The sequence below is a fragment of the Bordetella muralis genome (genome assembly GCF_054781015.1).
Genome location: NZ_BAAGVF010000004.1, coordinates 288,635 through 312,936, shown reverse-complemented (window position 1 = coordinate 312,936; position 24,302 = coordinate 288,635). Strand labels below are relative to the sequence as shown.

The following is a 24,302-nucleotide window of genomic DNA, read 5'->3' as shown; positions in this document are numbered from 1 at the left end:
GATTCTTATTGCTATTCCCTGAAAACCTCCCTATTCCTATGCCTACCTTCGCCTTCCGGGCGCGGCCAGCAGGTCGCATCCGTCTCAAACCGCTCAGCATTGCTTTACATACCGCATTATCAGCAGGAGTGCTCACTGGAGCGCCGGCTTGGTCTCAAACTGTACAAGGCAGCGTCACCACGCTGGAAGAAACGACAGTTACGGGCGAATCCAGTGTTTCTGCGCCGACCTCCGTAGAGTACGCAGGCGGGCAAGTGGCGCGAGGCGGGCAGTTGGGGGTGCTGGGCAATATCGACAATATGGACGCGCCTTTTGTGGTCACCAGCTATACGTCCAAGCTGATTGAGGATCAACAGGCGCGCACGTTGGGCGATGTTGTCAAGAATGATTCCTCGGTACAAGTGGGGAATGGCTTTGGGAATTCGGCCGAAACGTTTTCTATCCGTGGCTTTGCGCTGAACAATGACGATTTGTCATTCAACGGTCTGTACGGCATTTTGCCGCGTCAAGTGTTACCGACCCAGATGGTAGAGCGGGTCGAAATCCTGAAAGGGGCAAATGCTTTCTTGAACGGGGCCGCGCCGGGCGGCTCGGGATTGGGAGGCTCTATCAACATCCAGCCCAAGCGAGCCGGGGTGGATCCGTTGACCCGGGCGACGATCGATTACACCAGTGATTCTCGGGTGGGTGGCAGCGTCGATATTGGGCGACGCTGGGGCGAAAACCAGGAATTCGGTATCCGGGTCAATGCCGCCCATCGCGATGGCGACACCGACGTCGACGATGCAGGCGAGCGCATGACAGTGGGCACCGTGGGCCTGGATTATCTGGGCGAAAAGCTACGGGTGTCGTTGGACGCGGGCTATCAAAAATATCGTTATTCGCAACCACGCCCCACGATCAGGCTCAGCGGCCCCGATGTGCCGTCTCCGCCATCCAATAGCACGAACTACGGACAACCGTGGACGTACAGCGAATTGGAAAGCACGTATGGCGTGCTTCGCGCGGAATATGACCTCACCAGCAACTGGATGGGTTATGCAGCCATCGGTACCAGCCACGATCGCGAGAACGGCGATTATGGTCAGCCTATTGTTGACGGCGATGGCAAGGGGACTGTGGGTCGATTGACTGTGCCGTACACGCGCGACTCGGTCAGCGGCGAAATTGGCATGCGCGGAAAATTCCAGACCGGGCCAGTCGGCCATTTGGTGAATATTGGGGTGTCCAGGCTGCAGACGCGCGTCAGACAAGCGTGGGAGACGAGCGCCCGCAGCCCGATCGACATTTATGATCCCGAGTACTTTGATCGTCCGCCTACGACGTTTGTGGGCGGTGACATGGACGATCCGCACGCCAGCAGCCGTACCGATTTGACCAGCTTTGCGTTGTCGGATCAGTTGTCGTTCCTGGATGATCGCGTCTTTCTGACGCTCGGCGTACGACGTCAAACGATCAAAGACAAACTCTACGACACCAATGGTGTCCACACCACGACTTATGATGAATCAGTGTGGACGCCTGCTTACGGCTTGGTCGTCCGTCCGTGGGAAGAGGTGTCGTTTTATGTGAACCACATCGAAGGGTTGAGCAAAGGCGATTCCGCACCGTCTGGCGCCGTCAATTTTGGCGACACGCTCGCTCCTTATCGCACTAAACAGACGGAAGCCGGCGTCAAGTTTGATTTCGGCGATATAGGCGGAAATATCGGTGTTTTCCAGATCGAGAAGCCCGAAGCCTATACAAACTCGGATCTCGTATTTGGTATCGCCGGCTCGCAGCGCAATCGCGGGCTCGAGATGAATATCTACGGCGAGCCGATGAAAGGCGTACGGCTGTTGGGCGGGATAACCTTCATGGACCCCGAGCTGCGAGGCACGGCCGGCGCCGAGCAAGACGGAAATGACGCGATCGGTGTCCCTCGTTACCAGGCGATAATGGGCGCGGAATGGGATGTGCCCGCACTCACCGGTTTGACGTTGCAGGCCTATGTTCAACGCCGCGGGTCGCAGTATGTCAATATCGATAACACCGGCAAAATACCGGCATGGACCCGAATCGATTTGGGGGCTCGTTATGCGGCCAAGATCGATGGCCATAACGTAGTATGGCGTGCTGGCGTAGATAACGTCACTGACAAAAAGTATTGGTCCACGGTAGGAAACTCCTTTGGCCAGCTCACTCACGGCACGGGTCGCGTCTATAAGCTGTCGATGTCCGTCGACTTCTGAACAAGCCCGAATATCGGCACCGGGGCCCATAACGCTTAGAATGCCGCCATCCCCTGAACAAGGAACCGGCAATGAAATTAGGGCCACTGGCGCTGACCCTGTTGGCAATCATGTTGGGCGGCTGCGCGACGACGCCGCCGTCCAACCCCGAAAACCTCTGCGAAATTTTTCGTGAAAAGCCCAGTTGGCGGCGTGCGGCGGAAGATATGCGCGAGAAATGGGGGGTGCCGGTGCAGGTGCCCTTTGCCATGATGTACCAGGAGTCGAGCTTTCGGCACGACGCCCTGCCCCCTCGCTATTATTTCCTTGGCTTTATTCCCTGGGGCCGCGTCAGCTCGGCGTACGGCTATGCGCAAGCCAAAGACGAGACCTGGGCGGACTATAAACGTGAAGCCGGAGGCTGGACGTCGAGCCGGGACGATCTGGCGGACTCGTTGGACTTCATGGGCTGGTACATCAGCAAGTCTCAGCGTCTGAATGGCGTATCGAAATGGGACGCCTACGGTCAGTATCTGAATTATCACGAAGGCTGGACGGGTTATCGCAACCGCAGTTATGAAAGCAAAGCATGGCTAAAACGGGTCGCTCGGCTGGTCCAGGCACGAGCCGAGCGATTTGGAGCACAGTATCGCAATTGCGAAAAAGGCTGATAACCCGGCGTGATCGGCACCAATTTAATGCCAACTGCCTATGCCACGCGGCCTGTCATAGGCAGGCACCTCTGATCCGTCATACTGCGAAGTGTTAGGGTAGAGGTTGGCCGCGCCTGCAACGCTGCCACCATCCATAAGGAAGCAGCATGTATTTTGACTCCACCCTCTGGGCGATGACGCGCGGTGTACGGTTGCGGATGTTGGTGTGTGCCCTGTTGGGGCTCTTGGGGCTGACAGCGGGCATTGCGCGCTTTGCGCTGTTGGGAAAATTCCTGGCGGAATTGTTTGCCGGCGCGAGCGGCACGGCGCTTTGGTGGCCCCTGGCTGGCGCGGCACTGGCAATCGTGCTGCGCGGCGGCTTTGAGCACGCGTTGAATTTGCTGGCCAATCGCAATGCGGCGCTGATTCAGAATAATCTGCGCGCTCAGCTTTACGACAAGATTGTGGAGTTGGGACCGGCCTGGTTCGGCGGCCAGCGCACGGGCGGCGTCATGCTGGCCGTGATCGACGGAGTAGAACAACTGCAGACTTTTTTTGGGCGCTATCTGCCGCAATTATTTATTGCGGCCTGCGCTCCTATCGTGATTTTTGCGTTCATCGCCTGGTGGGATTGGCCGGTAGCATCGGTATTGTTGGTGGCGGCGCTGATCACGTTGGTCCTGCCCCTGGCAGCACACCGCAGCCACAAAGATGCCTCGCGTCAACGGGCCCGCGCATTCAAGGCGTTTGGTGAAGAGTTTCTGGATGCGATGCAGGGGCTGCCTACGCTCAAGGCCTTTGGCCAGAGCCGTTTGTGGGGCGAGCGCCTGGCGCAGCGCGCGCGGGCGCTGTCGGATAACACGTTCAAGGTACTGGGACGCGAGGTCTCGGCCCGCTTTGCGACAGATATCGGAATCACGGTCGGTGCGGCGGCGGCCTTGGCACTGGGCGCCTGGCGCGTGGCCGAAGGTCAGATGGAGCTGGCGGCGCTGCTGGTGGTGTTGATGGCCGGAACGGAAATTTTCCGTCCGCTGCGCGATATGCGCGCGGTGCTGCACAATGGGCTGATGGGACAGTCGGCGGCGGCCAGCGTGCGTGCGCTGTTGGACGCGACGACGTCGGCGCCGCAAGGAGCATCCCTTGGTGGGTCGTTGTCATCAACGACGAGCAGGCCACAGACCGATCACACGGATGCCCAACGATCTGCCATGTCATCATCCAGGCAGCGAGGTGGCTTGGCCATTGCCTTTCGACAAGTCGCGTTTTCTTATCCCGGCGGGCGGCAGATCACGCATCAAGGCATGGATTTCGAGATTCGTCCTGGTGAGCGCGTGGGAATCGTCGGGCCCAGCGGGTCTGGCAAATCGACCTTGGTGCGCCTTTTGCTGCGTCTGCATGATCCTCAATCGGGTGTCATCGAGATAGATGGCCGTGATCTGCGCACGCTGAATCCCGAGACCGTGCGGGCCAGCATTTCGTTGGTAGCACAGGACAGCACGCTGTTTCACGGCACAGTGGAGGAAAATCTGTTGATGGCGCGCCCCGATGCCACGCCGGACCAAATCCTCGCGGCAACAATGGCGGCCAATGCGCACGCATTTATTTCGGCGTTGCCGCAGGGCTATCAGACGGTCTTGGGAGAGCGCGGTACGCAATTGTCCGGGGGACAACGCCAGCGGCTGACCATTGCCCGCGCTTTGTTGCGCGATACGCCGATTTTGATTCTGGATGAGGCCCTGTCATCGGTGGATGCCGAAAATGAGGCCGAGATTCAGCAAGCCTTGGACCGGCTCAGCCGCGGCCGCACGACGCTGGTGCTGGCGCATCGATTGTCCAGCGTGATTGGCGCAGATCGTATCCTGGTGCTGGATGGTGGACGCATTGCAGAAACAGGCACTCACGAGACCTTGATGGCGGGCGATACGCTGTATCGCCAATTGATGGGAGGGCAACAGGACTCACTGCATGCGGCGCCAGGGGAGTCCCGGGGGGAATTGGCGGACAGCGTACAGAGCCCATTGATGTCACTGCCGCAAACAGCAGGCACTCTCGGCACTAGAAGCGACGGTATCCTCGCCGGTGACGCCACGGCGGCCTCGGCCGGCGACGATCACAAGCGCCCTGCCCCCGCCTCGTTAGATACCGAGGCACGGGACATCACGACACGTCAGGTGCTGCAAACCTTGACGGAAATCATCCGCCCTTGGAAAAAACAATTTGCCATCACCGTCGGCAGTGGCATCGGGCGGGTGGCAGCCTTTATCGGCGTGTCGGTGCTGGGCGCGCTCGTCATTGCCCGGCTGAAAAATGGCGAGCCGTTCGATGGTTTGCTGATCGGGCTCTTTGCCGCGGCCATCGCGGCGGCCGCGCTGCATTGGATCGAGTCCTGGCTCGCCCACGCGATCGCCTATCAGCTACTGGCGGAAATGCGGATATCGCTGTATCAAAAACTCGAGTCGCTGGCCCCTGCGTATCTATTGCGCCGCCGTTCTGGGGATTTGGTCGGCCTGGCCACACAGGATGTTGAAACGGTCGAGTATTTCTATGCGCACACGGTGGCGCCCGCATTTGTTGCCATATTGGTACCTGTCATTGTCTTGGCCATCCTGGGGGTCGCCGCCTGGCCGTTGATGTTGGCGTTGCTGCCCTTTTTGCTATGGGCCGGGCTGTCGCCCTGGCTCAATCGCGCTCGCGTAGACGCACAGGGCAGCCGCGCCAGGCAGGCGCTGGGATTGCTGAGCGCGCATCTCGCAGAGACCATCCAGGGGCTGTCCGATCTGGTGGCCTTTTCCGCGACGGGGCGCCGACGTAACGCCTTTTTGACGATCTGCCAGGATTACCAACGCGTGCGATTGACACTGCTGGCCGACTTGTCGCGGCAAAGCGCCCTGTTGGAGATCGCAACGGGCCTGGGCGGCCTGGCCGTGGCGACGGCAGGCGCCTGGTGGGTCACGCAAGGCGCGCTGGCGGCCGGTCTGCTGCCGTTACTGATGTTGCTGTCGGTGGCCGCCTTTCTACCCGTATCCGAGATCGCGCAGGTCAGCCGCCAGTTGGCGGATACGCTGGCCTCTACGCGGCGCTTGCGCACGATTCACGACGAGCCGGTACCTGTCATAGACGGCCCGCTTGCACCTCCCCTGACGGGCAAGGGTCTGCCGTTAGCGTTTGAGAATGTCACATTCACCTATCCGGGCCGGCAGCAACCGGCCCTGCGCGGCGTATCGCTTTCGTTACCAGCAGGAGCGACACTGGCGCTGGTCGGCCCGTCGGGCGCCGGGAAAAGCACCTTGGCAAGCCTGTTGCTGCGGTTCTGGGATCCGCAGGAAGGTGCGGTGCGCATCGGAGAAGAACGCTTGCCGGAACTGACCTTGGATGCGTTGTACAGCCGTATCGCACTGGTGGCCCAGGACACCTGGTTGCTCAACGGTACGCTGGAAGACAACATCCGCCTGGCCCGCCCCCATGCCAGCCAGGACGAATTGAATCAGGCTGTGGCACGCGCTGCGCTGTCGGATTTTGTCGCCGGCCTGCCTGAGGGTCTGCAAACTCCTGTAGGCGAACGCGGCGTGGCGTTGTCGGGCGGCCAACGCCAGCGCATCGCCATTGCGCGGGCATTCTTGCGCGACGCTCCGATTCTGATTCTGGACGAAGCCACGTCGCATCTGGATGCCATCAGTGAAGCCCAGGTGCACCAGGCCTTGGCCGAGTTGATGCGCCATCGCACCACCCTGATCATTGCGCATCGCCTGTCGACCATACGCCAAGCCGATACCATTGCTGTGGTAGCTGGCGGACGAATAGTGGAGTCGGGCACGCACGATGCGTTGCTGCAACAAGGTGGCGCTTATGCAAATCTGGTCAACCGGCAAATGCAGGCGGCGCGACAATGACGCTGATCGTGCCGGTTCTCTCGCTGGTCGAAACCCATGACAAATTGTCTGAAAACAGCGAGAACTTTGTGTCACCCCTATAGTCTTATATAAGACATAAGACTAAAATAAGCAACATAGCGATGTCTCTGCATCACATGACAAACGCGCCAAAAGGCCAGAAAATGGCAGCTTTACGCGGTCCCACACCCACGGAGTCCCATCATGCCGCACAACACGTTTAATACCCTCAAGAATTTCAAGATCGGCGACAAATCCTGTCAGTTCTATTCCCTGCCGGCCCTGGGCAAGGCGCTGGGAGTCGACGTGCAGCGTCTGCCGGTCTCGATTCGCATCGTGCTCGAATCAGTACTGCGCAACTGTGACGGCCAAAAGGTCACCGAAGACCACATCAAGCAGTTGGCCAACTGGCAGGCCAACGCCAAACGCGAAGACGAAATCCCCTTTGTCGTAGCACGTGTCGTGCTGCAGGATTTCACCGGCGTGCCGCTGTTGGCCGATATCGCCGCCATGCGTTCGGTCGCCGAGAAAATGGGCAAGAACCCCAAAAGCATCGAGCCCCTGGTCCCGGTCGACCTGGTCGTCGACCACTCGGTCATGATCGATTATTTCGGCACGAAAGATGCGTTAGACCTAAATATGAAGCTGGAATTCAAGCGCAACCAAGAGCGCTACCAGTTCATGAAATGGGGCATGCAGGCATTCGATACCTTTGGCGTGGTGCCTCCGGGCTTTGGGATCGTTCACCAGGTCAACCTGGAATATCTGGCTCGCGGCGTCCATAAGAAAGACAACGTCTATTACCCCGACTCGCTGGTGGGCACCGATAGCCACACCACAATGATCAACGGGATCGGCGTGGTCGGCTGGGGCGTAGGCGGCATTGAGGCCGAGGCTGGCATGCTGGGCCAACCTGTCTATATCCTGACGCCCGACGTGGTGGGTGTCGAGCTCAAAGGCCAGTTGCGCGGCGGCGTGACCGCAACCGACCTGGTACTGACCATTACGGAAATGCTGCGTCGCGAAAAGGTCGTCGGCAAGTTCGTGGAATTCTGCGGCCCGGGTACGGCCAGTCTGTCGGTGGCAGAGCGCGCCACGATCGGCAACATGGCGCCGGAGTATGGCGCCACGATGGGCTTTTTCCCGGTAGACGAGCGCACCATCGATTATTTCCGTGGCACGGGCCGCACGCCCGAGGAAATCGCGGCGTTCGAGGCTTATTTCAAGGCTCAAAAGATGTTCGGCGTTCCCAAGGCCAAGGACATCAACTACACCAAGCTGCTGACGCTGGACCTGTCCACGGTCACCCCCTCGCTGGCCGGCCCGAAACGTCCGCAAGACCGGATCGAAATCGGCAACGTCAAGACCACGTTTAGCGACCTGTTTTCCAAGCCGACCGCAGAAAACGGCTTTAACCAGCCGGCAGAAAAGCTGGATCAGGTCTTCACCACCAGCACGGGCACACAGATCAAGAATGGCGACATTCTGATCGCCGCCATTACCTCCTGCACCAACACGTCCAACCCCAGCGTGCTGCTGGCGGCCGGCCTGCTGGCGAAAAAGGCCGTCAAGGCCGGCTTGACGGTGCCCAAGCACATCAAGACCTCGCTGGCCCCCGGATCCCGCGTAGTCACGGAATACCTGACCAAAACCGGCCTGCTGCCCTATCTGGAACAACTGGGCTTTGACATTGCCGCCTATGGTTGCACCACGTGTATCGGCAACGCGGGCGATCTGACGCCGGATTTGAACGAAGCCATTCTCGGCAACGACCTGGTCTGCGCAGCAGTGCTGTCGGGCAACCGCAACTTCGAAGCGCGGATTCACCCGAACATCAAGGCCAATTTCCTGGCCTCTCCCCCTCTGGTCGTCGCCTATGCCTTGGCAGGCACGATCACGCGCGATCTGATGACCGAGCCGGTGGGCAGGGGCAAAAAGGGCGACGTGTGGCTGGGCGACATTTGGCCCACCACCGAAGAAGTCGACGCGCTGCTCAAATATGCGCTGAACCCCAAGGCTTTCCGCACCAACTACGGCCAGGTCAAGACCAATCCGGGCGACTTGTGGGAAAACATCAAGGGCGTGACGGGCGAAACGTACAACTGGCCTGACTCTACCTATATCGCCGAGCCGCCTTTCTTTGAGGGCTTTGGTATGGTGCCGGGCGCGATCCCGACCGTCCAGGGGGCACGCGCGCTGGGTATCTTTGGCGACTCGGTGACGACCGACCACATCTCTCCGGCTGGCTCGATCAAGGAAACCTCGCCCGCCGGCAAATGGCTCAAAGAACACGGCGTGATGAAGGCCGACTTCAATAGCTACGGCTCGCGTCGCGGCAATCATGAAATCATGATGCGCGGCACCTTTGCCAATGTGCGGATCAAGAACCTGATGATCCCGACCTTGCCCGATGGCAGCCGAGTCGAAGGGGGGGAAACGTTGTTCCAGCCCACCGGCGAACAGATGTCCATCTATGATGCCGCGATGAAATATGTCGCGCAGGGCACCTCCACGGTGGTATTCGGCGGCGAAGAATACGGCACGGGCTCGTCGCGCGACTGGGCGGCCAAGGGCACTCAGTTGCTGGGCGTCAAGGCCGTGGTGGCTCGTAGCTTCGAACGTATCCACCGCAGCAACCTGGTGGGAATGGGCGTTCTGCCGCTGCAATTCAAGGGCGATGACAGCGTTGTCTCGTTGGGCATCACGGGCACCGAGACCTTTGATATCTCGGGCCTGGAAAACGGTATCAAGCCCATGCAAGACGTCACGCTGACGATCCACCGCGCCGACGGCTCCAAGCAAGACGTGCAGGTCCTGCTGCGTATTGATACTCCCATCGAGGTCGATTACTACCAACACGGCGGCATTCTGCCCTTCGTGCTGCGTCAGTTGTTGGCCGCCTGACGGGCGTCCCAGTATCCCGGGGCGACTGATGCCGCCGGGAGGCCAGGGCTGATACGTGATATTTCCAGCACGCATCAGCCCGAGCCGACAGAGCGGACCGGCGTTAAACTAGGGGGTTCCAATCTCTTTGAGTGCCCCTCATCACACATGGCCCGAGTCCGCAGTTCCGCCTCCCCCCGCCTGAATCGTGACGCGTCGCGTTTGGCCTCGTTCGCCCTATCATTGAGCCGCTCCGGCAGCCGCTTGGAGGATCTGTATTGGGAAAATCTGCTGTCCGAGGCGATTTCCAAACTGTTGCGCAACAGCCAGGATGCCGCGCTGGAGGCTGCGCTGGACCATCTTTCGCAACGCGATGTCGGCGGCTATGAGGTTTTGATCGAACAGGCCGAGACCCTGTCCGAATCCATGCAGATCGACAAAGACGGTCAGCGTTATGACGTCTTGTTGATTGTCATTCCTATCGCCGCCTGGACACGCTATGCCATTCCGACGGGAGCCATTCCCGCAGCAGCCCAGCAAACGCTGCTGGCCCAACTGCATGGGCATATCCTGGCTGAGGGAACCCGCGCAGTGCTGATGCCGAATCTGGTGAGTATCGACCAGATGCCGCGGACCTTTTCGGAAACGTGGCACTGGATGCAGCGCCTGGGCAACCAGGCATTGGATACCGAAGCGCTCCAGCCTGCCCTAAATACTGAGACCGAGCCCAACAATATGTTGGCTGACACGAGATATGTGGTCGGCGCGGTGGCGGTCCCGGAACGAGCACCGATCTTTCGCTGGCAGGAACATGCCGGAGACGATGCCTATAACCGCGAAGCCTGCCTGGCAAATTGGGTGGCGCAGGCGCAGCCCTCGCTGGCGACCTTGATGCCCGGCTGCGGTATCGAATGCCTCTTGCCGGACGCCTATTACATCAGCAACCGCGAAGCCGATCGCCGCGTACGGCCGTTGTCGTTGCGCGCTGCCATCAACTGGCTCGAAGGCGCCGTGAATGTCAGCGCCTCGGATTTGCGAGCGGTGATTGCGGGCTGTGGCGAGGGCCATATCGATGAATACCGCATCGGGTTCACTCTGCGCAACAGCAACGATGTGTACTACGGGTGTGTCTGGCCTATCTATGGCCGTGAAGACGACCCGCAGGAGGACGAGAATCAGCCGGCGCTGATCGACGAGATCGCCGCGCTGCTCAAGGAATACGGCGTGCACGAAGTACGCCACATTCCTGGCGCCCATCCCGCGGAATACTGCGAAGACTGCGGTGCGCCGACATTTCCCAATCCCCTGGGAGAATTCGTACACGCCGAATTGCCCGAGGACGCCGACACCACCCCCGCCAAGTTCCACTGAGCGGACCAGCCATGCAGGCCGATATTTTCTGCCGAGTCGTCGACAACTACGGCGACATCGGGGTCTGCTGGCGGCTGGCGCGGCGGATGGCGCAGGGACACGGGTGGTCGATACGGCTGTGGGTTGACGATCTACGGGCCTTTGCCCGCATCCAGCCCGGCATCACGGCCGAGGCGGGTTGGCAGACGTTTGACGGCATCGACGTTGTGCACTGGACGCCTGAGCCTCCTGACCTGGAACCAGGGAACGTGGTCATCGAAGCCTTTGCCTGCGATCCGCCCCCTGCCTTCGTGCAGGCCATGCGGCAGCAGCTGCAAGACGGCCAGGCACAACCGCCGATATGGATCAATCTGGAATATCTCAGCGCAGAGCCGTGGGTCGAGAGCTGTCATGGTCTGCCATCGCAACGTCCTGACGGGTTGACCAAGTACTTCTTTTTTCCCGGATTCACGCCGTCCACGGGCGGACTGCTGCGCGAGCCGGGGTTAAGCGCCGAGCGCGATGCGTTTCAGGCCTCTCGCGATCAGCAAGAAAGTTTTCTCCGCGCTCTGGGGTTGGGCGATGATGCTTTGAAGCACTGGCTTACCGGGGCCCGGCTGGTCTCGCTATTCTGTTACCCCCAAGCGCCGATAGCCGCACTGGTGAAGGCGCTGGCTGACGATGCCCGCCCCTCCTTGTTGCTGGTGCCAGAAGGCGTGGCGCCGAGCCTGGAGCAGACGCTGGCACCTGGCGAACACGTGCGGATCGCCCGGGTGCCATTCGTCCCGCAGCCGGATTTTGATCGCCTGCTGTGGTGTGCCGATCTGAATTTTGTTCGTGGCGAGGATTCGTTCGTACGCGCCGCCTGGGCCGCGCGTCCGCTGGTGTGGCAAATTTATCCTCAGGAAGAGAACGTGCATCTCGAAAAACTCGAGGCCTGGCTAACCCGGTATCCCGCCCCTGCCGAGGCCCAGGCGGCCATTCGCGCCTGGAACACCCCTCTGCATACCGAGCGCGCCGTACTTGACGATCCGGCTGCTGCCTCGCTGGTGGCTGATCTGAGCATATCCAAGGCATCTGCCGCCCTCAGGGCCTCCCTGCTCTCTCCCGCCTGGGCAAACTGGCAAGACGCCGCCCGCGACTGGGACGCCGCGCAGGCTGCCCGTCTCGATTTAGGGGACAGCTTGGCTGAATTTTGCGCAAAATTATCCAGGAAACGCTAGAATAGAGAGTTTTCCGAGTTACCTCTGCCCGCGCATGTTGCGTCGAGCCAGGCCTCGACTTTGACTGCCTCCCGGGGCACGCAGGGCCGCCCGTATCGGACCCTCTGCGCGCAAGCACGGCGAGTGCGCTATATCACCCGGAGTTTTTAATCAATGAAAACCGCTCAGGAATTGCGAGTCGGCAACGTGATCATGGTCGGCAAGGATCCCCTCGTGGTCCAAAAGGCCGAGTACAACAAATCTGGCCGTAACGCCGCCGTCGTCAAGCTGAAGTTCAAAAACCTGCTGACCGGCTCGGCCAGCGAATCGGTCTACAAAGCCGATGAAAAATTCGACGTCGTCATGCTCGAGCGCAAGGAGTGCACCTACTCGTACTTCGGCGACCCCATGTATGTCTTCATGGACGAAGAGTACAACCAGTACGAAATCGAAGCCGAAAGCATGGGCGATGCGCTGAATTACCTCGAAGAAGCCATGCCCGTGGAAGTCGTCTTCTACGACGGCCGTGCCATCTCGGTCGAGCTGCCCACCATCCTGGTCCGCGAGATCACCTACACCGAGCCCGCCGTCCGTGGCGACACCTCGGGCAAGGTCCTCAAGCCTGCCAAGATCAACACCGGCTACGAGTTGAACGTGCCGTTGTTCTGCGCCATCGGTGACAAGATCGAAATCGACACGCGCACCAACGAATACCGTAGCCGCGTCAACTGATCGCCTGGGCGGCCCGCCCGCCCTGTCAGCGGCAGTATTCCGACGGCGCCTGCGGGCGCCGTTTTACTGTCGCGCTACTATCACTCTCATGGCACTCAAAGTATTCGACCTGCAATGTGATCAAGGCCACCTTTTCGAGGGCTGGTTCAGTTCGCACGAAGACTACGACACGCAACAGGCACGCGGATTGCTCACCTGCCCGATGTGCGGATCCGCCACGATCACCAAACGGCTGTCGGCCCCGAGGCTGAATGTCTCGCACCTGAGGGCACCTGCAGCGCTGGCCATGGAATCCGCCAAGGCAGAGCCTTCGGCGACGACCTCGTCAGGTGGCACGCCAGCGCCCGCAGAGTCCGAGGCCTCGCCCGTCGCGAGCGACGATCCAGCCGCCATGGCTCGCCTGCAAGCGGCCGTGTTGCGGGAAATCCGCAAGGTCATTCGCAATACAGAAAACGTCGGCCCCCGCTTTGCCGAGGAGGCCCGCCGCATTCATGCCGGTGATGCAGAGGATCGTCCGATCCGAGGCACTGCCACGCCTGATGAACACCGAGCCCTGAGTGAAGAGGGCATCGACATCATGCCGCTGCCCGATTTTCTGGATGACGATCGGCTGCAATAGCTGGGCAAGGGTCGTTTTCCCGATGGCGCGTGCGATCGCGCGGCCCTGAGCCCTGATGAGGGCCGGTCGCCCTAACCTGCCGGCCACAGCGTCACAATCAGCTAGACAGCTCCGAAGGCCAACCTGGGCACGGCCTCCAGCAAACGGCGCGTCGTTTCATGCTGAGGTGCATGCAGCACGGCATCGGCCGTGCCGTTTTCGACGATACGTCCGTCATGCATGATCGCAATGCGGTCAGCCAGGTATTCAACGACGCCAAAATTATGCGTGATGAACAGATAGGCAATGCCCAACTCTGCCTGCAGCTCGCGCAACAGATCCAGAATCTGCGCCTGCACCGACACGTCCAGCGCTGAGGTGGGCTCGTCGCAGATCAATACTTTAGGTTCGACCGCCAGGGCGCGCGCAATGGCGATACGTTGGCGTTGCCCCCCCGAAAACTCGTGTGGGTAACGGCTGGAGGTATCCCCCGGCAGCCCCACTCGTTGCAGCAGATGCTGTATGCGATCTCGTCGCGAGGACGGTGACATATCGGGGCGTAACGAGGCGATGCCCTCGTCGAGAATATCCCCAACGCGCATGCGTGGATCGAGCGAAGCAAAAGGATCCTGGAACACGATCTGAATGTCCTGCCTCAAACGGCGCAATTCACGCCGGTCGACGTGCAGCAGATCACGGCCGTTAAGCAAGGCGCGGCCCTCGATTTTTGCGCCATCGATCAAACGCAACAAGGCCTTGCCTGTCGTCGTCTTGCCGCAGCCCGACTCGCCCAGCAATGCGAGCGTCTCGCCTGCGCGCAGGCTAAACGTCACGCTATTGACCGCCTGTACCCACGAATCGATACGGCGCAGCAGGCCTTTGCGCACGGGGTAGTGCACGAGCAGATCCTGCACCTCCAGCACGACGTCATCCGACTGATGCAGATGGGATGATTCCGGTGCATTCGAGGCCGCCGCCCCCGCCAGCGGCCGCCCGCGCTTTTCAAAGGTGGGAATCGCGTCAAACAACTGACGCGCATACGGATGTTTCGGCCGCTCAAAGAACACGTCTGCGGGAGCGCTTTCGACGATCTCTCCACCGCGCATCAACGCGACGTGTTTGGCCACATTGCGCACCACCGCCAGATCATGGGTAATCAGCAATATCGCCATCCCCATTTCGCGTTGGATGTCAGCAAGCAGATCCAACACCTGGGCCTGTACCGTAACGTCCAAGGCGGTCGTAGGCTCATCGGCAATCAGCAGCGTCGGCTCGGCTGCAAGCGCGATGGCAATCATGACACGCTGCTTCTGCCCACCGGAGAACTGGAATGGGTAATCATCGATCCTGCGCTCAGGCTCGGGAATGCCCACACGACGCAACCAGTCAATGGCCCGCGCGCGGGCGGCGGCACCACGCAAGGGAGTATGTGCCATTAAGGTTTCCAGTATCTGGTCGCCTATGCGCATCACCGGATTCAGACTGGTTGATGGCTCTTGGAAAATGATGCCGATACGGCCGCCACGTACCCCTCGCATCTCGCTTTCGGGCAGCTGATTCAGGTCCATGCCGTCGAGCGCAATCTGTCCGCCGACGATACGTCCTGCGTCGGGCAACAAACGCAGCAACGCCATCGCGGTCATACTTTTGCCGCAACCGGACTCACCTACGAGCGCAAAAGTCTCGCCGCGCTCGATGGCAAGCTGTAAACGTTTGACGGCATGGGTCAGGCCGGTCTCGCCGTCAATCGCAACATCCAGGCCGTCTACGGCCAGCAACGTATCAGCGGCTGCGTTCATTGTGCGGCCCCCTTCTCTGCTTTGGGTGCGCCCAGTTTCTTTTTCAACCATCCTCCCGGACGATAGCGCCGCGCACGCGGGTCAAAGGCTTCACGCACGGCATCGGCGAACAGATTGGCGGACAGCACCAATGCCAGCATGAAAATGAAGGCCGTCAACAGATTCCACCACACCATCGGATCACGCGACATTTCCAGGCGCGCACCATCGATCATCGATCCAAACGAATTCATGCCGGGATCCACGCCTATGCCCAGATAAGACAAGACGGCTTCGTATAGCACCAGGCCGGAGAATTCCAGCACGACCGTGATCAACACGATGTGCATGACGTTGGGCAACAGGTGACGGCGCATGATGCGCCAATGCGACACGCCAAACGCCCGCGCTGCCTGCACGTATTCAAGCTCGCGCAGTTTCAAGGTTTCCGCGCGCAACAAGCGGCACAAACCCGACCACCCTGTCAGCCCGAGGATCATGCACAACAAGAACAAGCGCAAATCCGCACGCGCTGCCGACGTATCGAATAAATCGGGATGCGTGTCGATATATACCTGCATCATCAGCGCGCAAGCAGCGACCAACAGCACACCTGGAATAGACGTCAGCGTCGTATAGATGTACTGAATGGCGTCATCGACTTTGCCTTTGAAATAACCCGCTGCCAATCCGAAACCAATCGCCGGAGGCAGCATGGCCAAGGTCGTCAAACTGCCGATCACCAATGCCGTGCGTATGCTTTTGAGCGCCTGCCACAACACATCGTTGCCCGTGCGGTCCGTGCCGAACACGTGATAACCACTGGCCAGACCGACGATGGCTCCGGCGCAAAGGCACAGCACCGCATAGGTCATCCACATCGCGCGCCACGGGAGCTCGGTGCGGCCGCAAGCCACGTCGGCAAAGGTTTGCCGCCATCCGCCATACGATCGAGACAGTACCCCGACGAGCACAAGCCCGCCCAACAGCACAGCCACAGCGCCACCTGCCAACCCCCACGCCAGGCGCCGCAATACATCGCCCGTCAACTCAGTCTCGGGATTTTCCAAATGCGCGCCGCCACTGCGCAACCGCGGAAAGTCACGCAACGGACGGCCATCGATCAATTCGGTTTCTTTGGTGAACTGACGCGCGGCGAGTGGGCTTGAATAGGTTTTTTCAGGGCGCGTCAGTACAGTGCCGTGCAGCAGACCATCTAACGCCGATTGCACAGCAGGCGCGTATATCGGTGGCGCATCGGCTGCGGCCCCTGGTGCAGGCGGCAACTGTGGCCGATAGTGAATGGAATCCAGCACCCCGACAACGACGAACGCCAGCAATACAACCGCAGAACTCATTGCCGGTGCATCACGCGCCACCTTGGCCCATGTCGCACGCAGCGTCGGGCTGCGACGCACGCGCCACACATAAAACAGCACCGCAGCCACCAGCAGAAACAGCGCAATATCCGTCCACAGAAATACGAACTTTGGCATGGCGGTCACTCGAAACGTACGCGGGGATCAGCCAGCGTATAAGAGATATCGGCCAAAATCAGCCCGACGATATACAGCGCAGCGCCCAGAAAGACCATGGCCCGCACGATGGAAAAATCCTGCGCATTGATGGCGTCGATGGTGTAGCTGCCCAATCCGGGAATCCCGAAGAACGACTCGGCGATCAGACTGCCCATGAACAACAAGGGAATAGCCGACACCGTCCCCGTCAAGATCGGCAGCATGGCATTACGCAACACATGACGAAACAAGACTACGCGCTCGGTCAGACCTTTGGCGCGTGCGGTGCGGACGTAGTCTTTGCCGACTTCTTCCAGAAACAAGGCGCGATAAAAGCGCGCCTCGGGTCCCAAGCGCGACACCAGAGCGACGAGCACGGGCAATGCCAGGAATTTGATCATGTCCAGCCCACCCGAAAAGCCGGAATAAGGCACCAGCCGCAGCAACTTTGCGAACAACCACTGCCCTGCAATGATGTAAAACAAGCTGGATATCGACAGCAATATCACACACAACACCACGCCCCAGAAATCCAGTCGCGTCGCCCGGAAATACACCAGCAGCAACGAGAACACCACGCTGACAAACAAGCCCAGGAAAAACGTCGGAATCGCCAGCGCGAGGCTGGGACCCATGCGCATGCGGATCTCTCGGCTGATATCGCGCCCCGCATCCGAGGCGCCGAACTCCATGGTCAACAACGGCACCGAGCGCTGATAGAAGACCGTATCGGTCAGTTGCTGCGTTCCGGCGGCTTGCGTATTAAAAAACAGCGGCTTGTCGTAACCATGCTCGGTCTTCCAGCGGTCGATCGCCTCCTGGCTCACGCGTTGGCCGCCGATAGCCAGACGCGCCATATCGTCAGGCGTATTCACGGCAAAGAACAGCACAAAGGTCAACAGGTTCACCCCGATCAGGATCAACACCCCGTATAGCAGGCGGCGAATCACATAGCCGATCATGATTGGGACTCCTTGGATGCCTGCACAGCCGGCGTGGCCGGCCGAGACCCGAATGCGGTTTGCCGCTCACGGCGTTTCAAGGCAACATAAGACGGCCAGATAGCCAGCACTACGACAATCACCAATAACCACAACGGCCACCAGCGTGGCGTATTCCATTCGTCGATTTTGCTCACCCGCAATGCCGGATCGATTTTGATGTACTGCAGGATGTTGCGCACCATCTGCGTGGGTTTGGCATTACCGACCCATTGTTGATACGCCCCGCCCGACATGGGAAAGTAGCCGAACATCCACGGTGCATCCCGTTGCACGATGGCTTGCATACGATCGATGACGGCGACTTTTTCGGGACCGTCGTCCAGATATTTCAGTTGCTCGAATAGCCGATCGAATTCGGCATTGGTATAGTTGGCCGCGTTCTCGCCGCCATGCTTGGCCTTGCCGTTCGGGCCGTATAACAAGAACAGAAAATTTTCGGCATCGGGATAGTCCGCCAGCCAGCCCCAGAGAAAAATCTGCGCGGCCCCGCGCTGCATTTTGTCCTGAAAACGGCCATAGTCCGTCGACCGTATGTCCAGCTGGATGCCGATCTGCGCCATCTGGCGGCGCATCCAGTCGAACATCGGGTTGGATCCGCCACCGGTCATGGCGTCGTAATACAAGATCAAGGGCGCGCCCGTTTGCGCATTGCGGCCATTCGGGTAGCCGGCCTGGGCGAGTAATTGTTTGGCCACCTCGAGCGATTTGCGTTTGGGCTTGCCGTCGACGACGTCATAGACCTCGCGGTTGATGCCCTCGGGCGGCTCACGGTAGCCGAGTACGCCCGGCGGCACAGGCCCATTGGCCGCCACCGCCTGATCGTTTTCAAAGACCGCGATGTACTCTTCCCAGTTGAACGCAATACTGATGGCCTGGCGCAACTTGCGGTTTTTTTCCTGTTGCTCGGGGGTATCTCCCTGACCGACAACGGGATCCAGCCAATTGAACCCCATGTACCAGATCGAGGTCTCGATGGTCGTGGGCAACTGGATGCCATGATCGCGATAGGTCTTGGCCTTGTCGGGCGAGTCGCCCGCAGCCACCAGCATGGCCACGCCGATTTCGCCGCGCTCGACTTGCGGGATATCGTAATAGCCTTGCATGAATTTGCCGGTCAAAGGCAAAGCCTCTTTTTCGATGTTGAAGACGATATGGTCCAGGAACGGCGTGGGTTTGCCGCAATCGGCCAGCAGGCCACGCGCCTGGTCTGTGGGTTCGCCTTCGCAGGGGTACGGCTCGCCTCGAAAATTTGGGTTGCGCGCCAGCACATGGCGGCGGTTTTGAAGCGACTCCACCAGCATGTAGGGGCCGGTCCCTGCCGGCCACGTATTCAACGACAAATCGTGCGCGGCCATGCCTGGCTGGCTGTAAAAGCGATCCGCTTCCCAAGGAATAGGCGCGGTAAATGTCATTGCCAGCCAATATTTGAACTGCGGATATTTGCCCTTGATACGGATGCGCAAGGTGTGGTCGTCGACCGCCTGCACGCCCTCGAACCCGTCATCCTCGCGCAGGTCCAGCCAGGGCAGATCACGTTGCCCTGCCGGCAGCGCCTTGCGCAATTCGGCATCGCGTTGCCGCAAGCGTTTGCCGTAGTCCTGCATGCCGATGACGTAATCGGCCATCAGGGAATAAATCGGAGAAGCCACCCGTGGGCTGGCTAAGCGCCTGAATGCATATACATAGTCGTTGGCGGTGAGCTCCCGGGTGCCGGTTTTGGGAAAATCCGTCAGGTAAAACTTGTCGTCCAACTCACCTGGCCGCAACGGAAAATAGCTCTCGCTGCCGTCAGGTTCGCGGGCGAACGCCGGGTGCGGCTGAAACCGAATGCCAGGCCGAATCGGAATGTCGTAAACGCTTTCCGCAATTTGCTCTCCCGGCGCGTCCACGGGTAGCACGTTCCCTTGTGCATCAAGATAGCGCGGCGGCGTGATCTCTGCCGCTGCACGCGGGATCAATTCGTACGGCCGCTTCAGATACTGATATCCATAGAGCGGCTCGTAGATGTTGTACGTAAAGGGGGTTTCGTCGTTGGAATACGAGCGGGCGGGGTCCAGATATTTGGGCGACTGCCTGACAAACGCCGTATACAGGGTGTTTTCGGACAAGTCGCCGGTTTCATAAGGGCTGTTAATGGGGTCTCGCGTACATCCCGTCAGGGTAAGTACCGACACCAGTATGACCATCGACATCCGCTGCAGCCATGCACCCATAAACCGTTTCCGTGTAATGTCCCGTTCAAGCCTTGGGGCACAGCATAGCAAAGGTCGCGGCCGAGTCCTGCCTTAATAGCCGTGGGATCAGCGATAACCCTTGCTATCACGGTTCTGATGGCCCGACTGCATCAGGTCCGGAAACGTTGCCGGCTCAGGGAGTATCGCAGCGCTGATTACGCCAGCATTCGTAGCGCCATTTCCAGGGCTCGGTGGGCCCGCCTTGCGCCCAGAGACCCAGGCCGGCCTGCCGCGCCTGTTGTTGCAGGCCCGGCATCGCGGCGTCATTCAGATAATCGCCACGGCGCGCGGTATAGGCCCAGGCATAACCCGAGGTGACCATCACGCGATTGGCCGAATTGCCATCTGGCAACATCAACGCACACACATCGCGGTCGAACTGGTCTTGTCGATAGCATTGCGCTGTCAGAGTCTTGCCCCCGACCAGTTTGTCCAGATACCGCTGCGCGGCCTCGGCATAGGGTTGACCGGGCTCCTGCGCGCTATGGCCGGCCTCGGGGGCATCAATACTATCGAGCCGAACACGATGCGATTTGCCGTTGACCGTCAGCGTGACGGTATCGCCGTCGGCGACCTTGCTCACCACGCCGTGCAGGGTATAACGGCCCGCGGGCACCGCACTGGCGCCTGAGCTTGCCGGCCGAGTGGTTGCAGGCGTGGGCGCCCGTTGAGCCCCCGCGGAACCGCTGGAGGACTGGACCTGCTGGCCGGACGCGGATTGACTGGCAGGCGTGTCCGCGGGAGGACTGTCTTGGCCGCCCTGAAACCAATGAACCACCACGGCCGCGATCGCAATGCCGAGAACGCTGCCCAGTTTGCGGCCAATGCCACCAAAGGAAAACTGCCTACGCAAGATGGAAATATCCTGAAAAAAACAACGCCATGCAGTTTGCCATATTCAGGCCTCGGAGGTCTGCCTGGACAGTGTCAAATTGAGCACCAGCCGCCGTGGCAGTGATCCAGGAAAACCCGTGCCGGCAATGCTCGGCACAGAGGACCAGCCTATAGCCCTACAGCCACCCAGACTTACGGAACCGCCAAAACAACACCGCGCATGCAGTAGCGATACCCAACAACGTCAGCGGATATCCCCAATGGGACTTGAGCTCCGGCATGAACTCGAAATTCATCCCGTAAATCCCCGCGACGGCTGTCGGCACCGCCAGGATGGCGGCCCAGGCGGCCAAGCGCCGAGTGATGTCGTTCTGCTGCGTTTGCGCAATCATCAGGCTGGCTTCAAAGGCAAAGGCCAGAGCCTCACGCAATCCATTGATCAGTTCATCGACGCGCAGGACCCGGTCCGCCACGACAGCAAAATACGGCCGTGCGTTGACGTCGACGTTGGACATATCCATGGTCGCCAAGCGGCGGCAGATTTCCGCCAACGGAGCAATGACCGTATGAATGCGCAATAAATCGCGGCGCTGCCGATAGAGTTTGCGAATATCGGAATCCTTGGCGCCACGAATCATCAATTTTTGTTCCGCACCCTCGACGACGCTCTCGAGTGCGGTGGCGGCAGTAACATAGCGATCAATCAGCAGATCGAGCAATTCAGAGGCCACATGGTCACTGCCACGCCGCAGCAGGTCCGGGGCGGACTCCAGACGCTCACGCAGCCCGCTATGCGTCGCGAGCGCGCCGCGCCGCACGGTGACCAAAAATCCGCGCCCGATGACGATCTGAGTCTCGCCAAAACTCGGCCGGCCATTCTCGACCTCGACGGTGATCGCCACGATCAGGACACATTGGCCAAAATCGATGATCTTTGGCCGGCGGTGTGTCTCCAGCATCTCGTCGCGGGTCTTGGGGCGGATACCGAGATCGTCCGCGACCTGGCGCAACAATTCGGGATCGGGATTGCGCAATCCGATCCACAGCAGGTTTTCCGGTTGGCAGTTGTATGACTTGATCTCGTCCAGGGGCACGTCATGGGAACGCTCCCCTTGTACATACGCCACCGATGCCACCACCCCGCTTTGTGGCGGAGAAGGAGTGGGTTCTTTGTGCGACACGCAAACCTCCGCTGTTGCAGGCCCAGACGTGCAGGGACTCAAAGCGCTCGCCAGGGCAATCAACGCATGATAGCTCAGCTGAACAGCTTGCGAACCCGTTGCGCAATATCGATGCGCGGCGCAGAGTCGACCGTTCGCACCCCTCGTCCGAACGGCAGGTCCTCTAGCGAGGGAGGCTTTGGCAGTGACTCGAACAAGGGCAATAACGATTCAGGAATGAAACGGGTGCGAGATCCGTACACGTGCCGATCGCCCAAGCCGGTTTGCTGATGCACGTAGAACCGCTGCGGCACGATCAATTGCAATTGTTCTTTCGCGCGCGTCATCGCCACATAGAGCAAACGCCGTTCTTCTTCGATTTCATCGCTGGTGCCGGTGCTCATGTCAGAGGGGATGCATCCGTCCACCACGTTCAACACAAATACCGATTTCCATTCCTGCCCCTTGGCTGAATGGATCGTGGACAAGATCATGTAGTCCTCGTCGCGCAACGGCGGACCGGATTCGGCGCTGGTCGCATCGGGCGGGTCCAGCGTCAACTCGGTCAGAAAGCGCTCGCGGCTGCCGTAGCCGGCGCCGATACGCGCCAACTGATCCAAGTCGGCCTTGCGCACGCGCGCATCGTCATACAAGCGCTCTAGTTGCGGGGCGTACCAGCGCAGCGCGGTGTCCAGATCCGTCGGCCAACGCTGCCCAGGCGCCCGTAACGCGGCATAGGCGTCCACAAAGGCCTGCCAGTCCGCTTTCGCTGCCGTCCCGGGCTTGAAGTCCCTGAGCACGGCCATAGGATCGGCGGCGTCTGCCAAGGCATCCATCAACCGGCCCGCGATCGCGGGCCCGATGCCGGGCAGCAATTGAGCAACCCGGAACCCGGACAGACGGCTGCGGGGATTTTCCGCCCACCGCAGCAATGACAGGACGTCCTTGATGTGGGCGGCCTCGAGAAAACGCAGCCCCCCGAATTTCACGAACGGGATATTGCGACGCGTGAGCTCGAGCTCGAGCGCCGCGCTGTGATTCGAGGCTCGAAACAAGGCGGCCTGCGATTTCAGTGTGGCGCCCGCCTCGCGATGCGCCAGGACTTGATCGGCGACCCAACGCGCCTGGCCGGCCTCGTCGCTCACCGTGACTAGTGCGGGGCGGCTGGTGGACTCTCGATCGGTCCAGAGGTTTTTCGTGAAGCGTTCGCTGGCCAGATCGATCACGGCATTGGACGCATCCAGAATCGTCTGCGTCGAGCGATAGTTGCGATCCAATGTGATGACATGCGCAGGCTGCGCGAATTGCGAGGGGAAATCCAGGATATTGCGTACGGTCGCCGCGCGGAAAGAATAGATCGATTGCGCATCATCGCCGACGACAGTCAGGCCCCGGCCATCCGGTTTCATCGCCAGCAAAATAGCGGATTGCAAACGATTGGTGTCCTGGTATTCATCGACCAGCACATGATCGAATCGTGCGCCGACATCCTGGGCCAATACGCTGTCCTGCATCATCTCGGACCAATACAGCAGCAGGTCGTCGTAATCGAGAACCTGTTGATCTTGTTTGGCCTGCACATAGGCGGCAAATAAACGCTTGAGCTGATCCTCCCACTGCGCACACCACGGGAAGGCGTGTTTCAACACCTCGGCCACAGAGGCCTGGCTGTTGACGACGCGCGAATAGATGGCCAGGCAAGTGCCCTTGAGCGGGAAACGCTCAGCGGTGGCCGACAATCCAAGCTCATGACGCACCATGCCCATCAAATCCTCGGCATCGCCCCGATCATGAATCGTGAAGTTTTCAGACAGGCCAATGCGGCTGGCGCAATCGCGCAGCAGCCGCGCGCCGATGCTGTGAAACGTGCCGGCCCAGGGCAACGAGGGGGCCTGCTGCGTGCGATGCAGTTTCATCACCCGCTGCAAGACCTGGCCCACGCGGCGTTCCATCTCCATGGCCGCGCGGCGCGAAAAGGTCAGCAACAGCATGCGCTGGGGATCAGCGCCGTTGACGACCAGATGCGCGACGCGATGCGCCAGGGTGCTGGTTTTGCCCGAGCCGGCGCCCGCAATCACCAGCAAAGCGGGCGCGTCCGGCCGCCCCACGCCGAATTCCGCGGCCTCGCGCTGGGCGGGATTGAGGTCGGATAGATAATCGGAGTCAGCAGCCATGAGGGAAAAATAACTGTATATTCATACAGATAATAACGGATCTTTCCTGTTACTGCCCACCGCGACACGTCCCGCGCCCCACC

General features: G+C 60.0%; 15 protein-coding genes. 8 read left to right on the top strand and 7 right to left on the bottom strand.

The genetic code is table 11. The features are described 5' to 3' along the window. Nucleotides 1-38 precede the first annotated feature (38 nt). The 8 genes from ACYVIT_RS10010 to ACYVIT_RS09975 all read left to right on the top strand — a co-directional run bounded on the left by ACYVIT_RS10010 (nt 39) and on the right by ACYVIT_RS09975 (nt 13,539). Nucleotides 39-2,231: a TonB-dependent receptor gene (locus ACYVIT_RS10010; protein ID WP_415807494.1), complete on the top strand. Its 2,193-nt coding sequence runs from the start codon at nt 39-41 to the stop codon at nt 2,229-2,231. A gap of 71 nt (nt 2,232-2,302) precedes the next feature. Next, complete coding sequence (locus tag ACYVIT_RS10005; protein ID WP_415807495.1) at nt 2,303-2,881, top strand: transglycosylase SLT domain-containing protein; 579 nt, start codon at nt 2,303-2,305, stop codon at nt 2,879-2,881. Between the two features lie 149 nt (nt 2,882-3,030). Continuing rightward, complete coding sequence (locus ACYVIT_RS10000) at nt 3,031-6,753, top strand: ABC transporter ATP-binding protein/permease (RefSeq protein ID WP_415807496.1); 3,723 nt, start codon at nt 3,031-3,033, stop codon at nt 6,751-6,753. Nucleotides 6,754-6,957: 204 nt separating this feature from the next. Next, nucleotides 6,958-9,657 carry an aconitate hydratase AcnA gene (acnA, locus tag ACYVIT_RS09995; protein WP_415807497.1) on the top strand — a complete coding sequence of 900 codons (2,700 nt, stop codon included), beginning with the start codon at nt 6,958-6,960 and terminating at the stop codon, nt 9,655-9,657. 147 nt (nt 9,658-9,804) lie between these two features. After that, nucleotides 9,805-11,007 carry a DUF2863 family protein gene (locus ACYVIT_RS09990; protein ID WP_415807498.1) on the top strand — a complete coding sequence of 401 codons (1,203 nt, stop codon included), beginning with the start codon at nt 9,805-9,807 and terminating at the stop codon, nt 11,005-11,007. Between the two features lie 11 nt (nt 11,008-11,018). Further along, nucleotides 11,019-12,209 carry an elongation factor P maturation arginine rhamnosyltransferase EarP gene (gene earP / locus ACYVIT_RS09985; RefSeq protein ID WP_415807499.1) on the top strand — a complete coding sequence of 397 codons (1,191 nt, stop codon included), beginning with the start codon at nt 11,019-11,021 and terminating at the stop codon, nt 12,207-12,209. Nucleotides 12,210-12,362: 153 nt separating this feature from the next. Further along, nucleotides 12,363-12,920, top strand: a complete 558-nt coding sequence (gene efp / locus ACYVIT_RS09980; protein WP_415807500.1) for an elongation factor P — start codon at nt 12,363-12,365, stop codon at nt 12,918-12,920. Between the two features lie 88 nt (nt 12,921-13,008). Then, nucleotides 13,009-13,539 (top strand): DUF1178 family protein, encoded by a 531-nt coding sequence (locus ACYVIT_RS09975; protein ID WP_415807502.1) that lies wholly within the window; start codon nt 13,009-13,011, stop codon nt 13,537-13,539. A 101-nt stretch (nt 13,540-13,640) separates the two neighbouring features. On the opposite strand, the gene ACYVIT_RS09970 is transcribed toward ACYVIT_RS09975, so the two are convergent. The 7 genes from ACYVIT_RS09970 to ACYVIT_RS09940 all read right to left on the bottom strand — a co-directional run bounded on the left by ACYVIT_RS09970 (nt 13,641) and on the right by ACYVIT_RS09940 (nt 24,219). Next, nucleotides 13,641-15,317 carry an ABC transporter ATP-binding protein gene (locus tag ACYVIT_RS09970; RefSeq protein WP_415807503.1) on the bottom strand — a complete coding sequence of 559 codons (1,677 nt, stop codon included), beginning with the start codon at nt 15,315-15,317 and terminating at the stop codon, nt 13,641-13,643. Next, nucleotides 15,314-16,792 (bottom strand): ABC transporter permease, encoded by a 1,479-nt coding sequence (locus tag ACYVIT_RS09965; protein ID WP_415807504.1) that lies wholly within the window; start codon nt 16,790-16,792, stop codon nt 15,314-15,316. Before ACYVIT_RS09965 ends, ACYVIT_RS09970 begins: the two co-directional genes overlap by 4 nt. Before the next feature lie 5 nt (nt 16,793-16,797). Next, complete coding sequence (locus ACYVIT_RS09960) at nt 16,798-17,775, bottom strand: ABC transporter permease (RefSeq protein ID WP_094822352.1); 978 nt, start codon at nt 17,773-17,775, stop codon at nt 16,798-16,800. Next, nucleotides 17,772-20,030, bottom strand: coding sequence for an ABC transporter substrate-binding protein (locus ACYVIT_RS09955; RefSeq protein ID WP_415807505.1), 2,259 nt, complete (start codon nt 20,028-20,030; stop codon nt 17,772-17,774). The genes ACYVIT_RS09960 and ACYVIT_RS09955 overlap by 4 nt, the downstream gene beginning before the upstream one ends. A 154-nt stretch (nt 20,031-20,184) precedes the next feature. Next, the gene (locus ACYVIT_RS09950) at nt 20,185-20,904 is read right to left on the bottom strand and encodes a thermonuclease family protein (protein WP_415807506.1); all 720 of its coding nucleotides are present in this window, start codon (nt 20,902-20,904) and stop codon (nt 20,185-20,187) included. Between the two features lie 157 nt (nt 20,905-21,061). Continuing rightward, nucleotides 21,062-22,066, bottom strand: coding sequence for a magnesium and cobalt transport protein CorA (locus tag ACYVIT_RS09945; protein WP_415807507.1), 1,005 nt, complete (start codon nt 22,064-22,066; stop codon nt 21,062-21,064). A gap of 74 nt (nt 22,067-22,140) precedes the next feature. Next, nucleotides 22,141-24,219 (bottom strand): ATP-dependent helicase, encoded by a 2,079-nt coding sequence (locus tag ACYVIT_RS09940; protein ID WP_415807509.1) that lies wholly within the window; start codon nt 24,217-24,219, stop codon nt 22,141-22,143. Nucleotides 24,220-24,302: the final 83 nt, after the last annotated feature.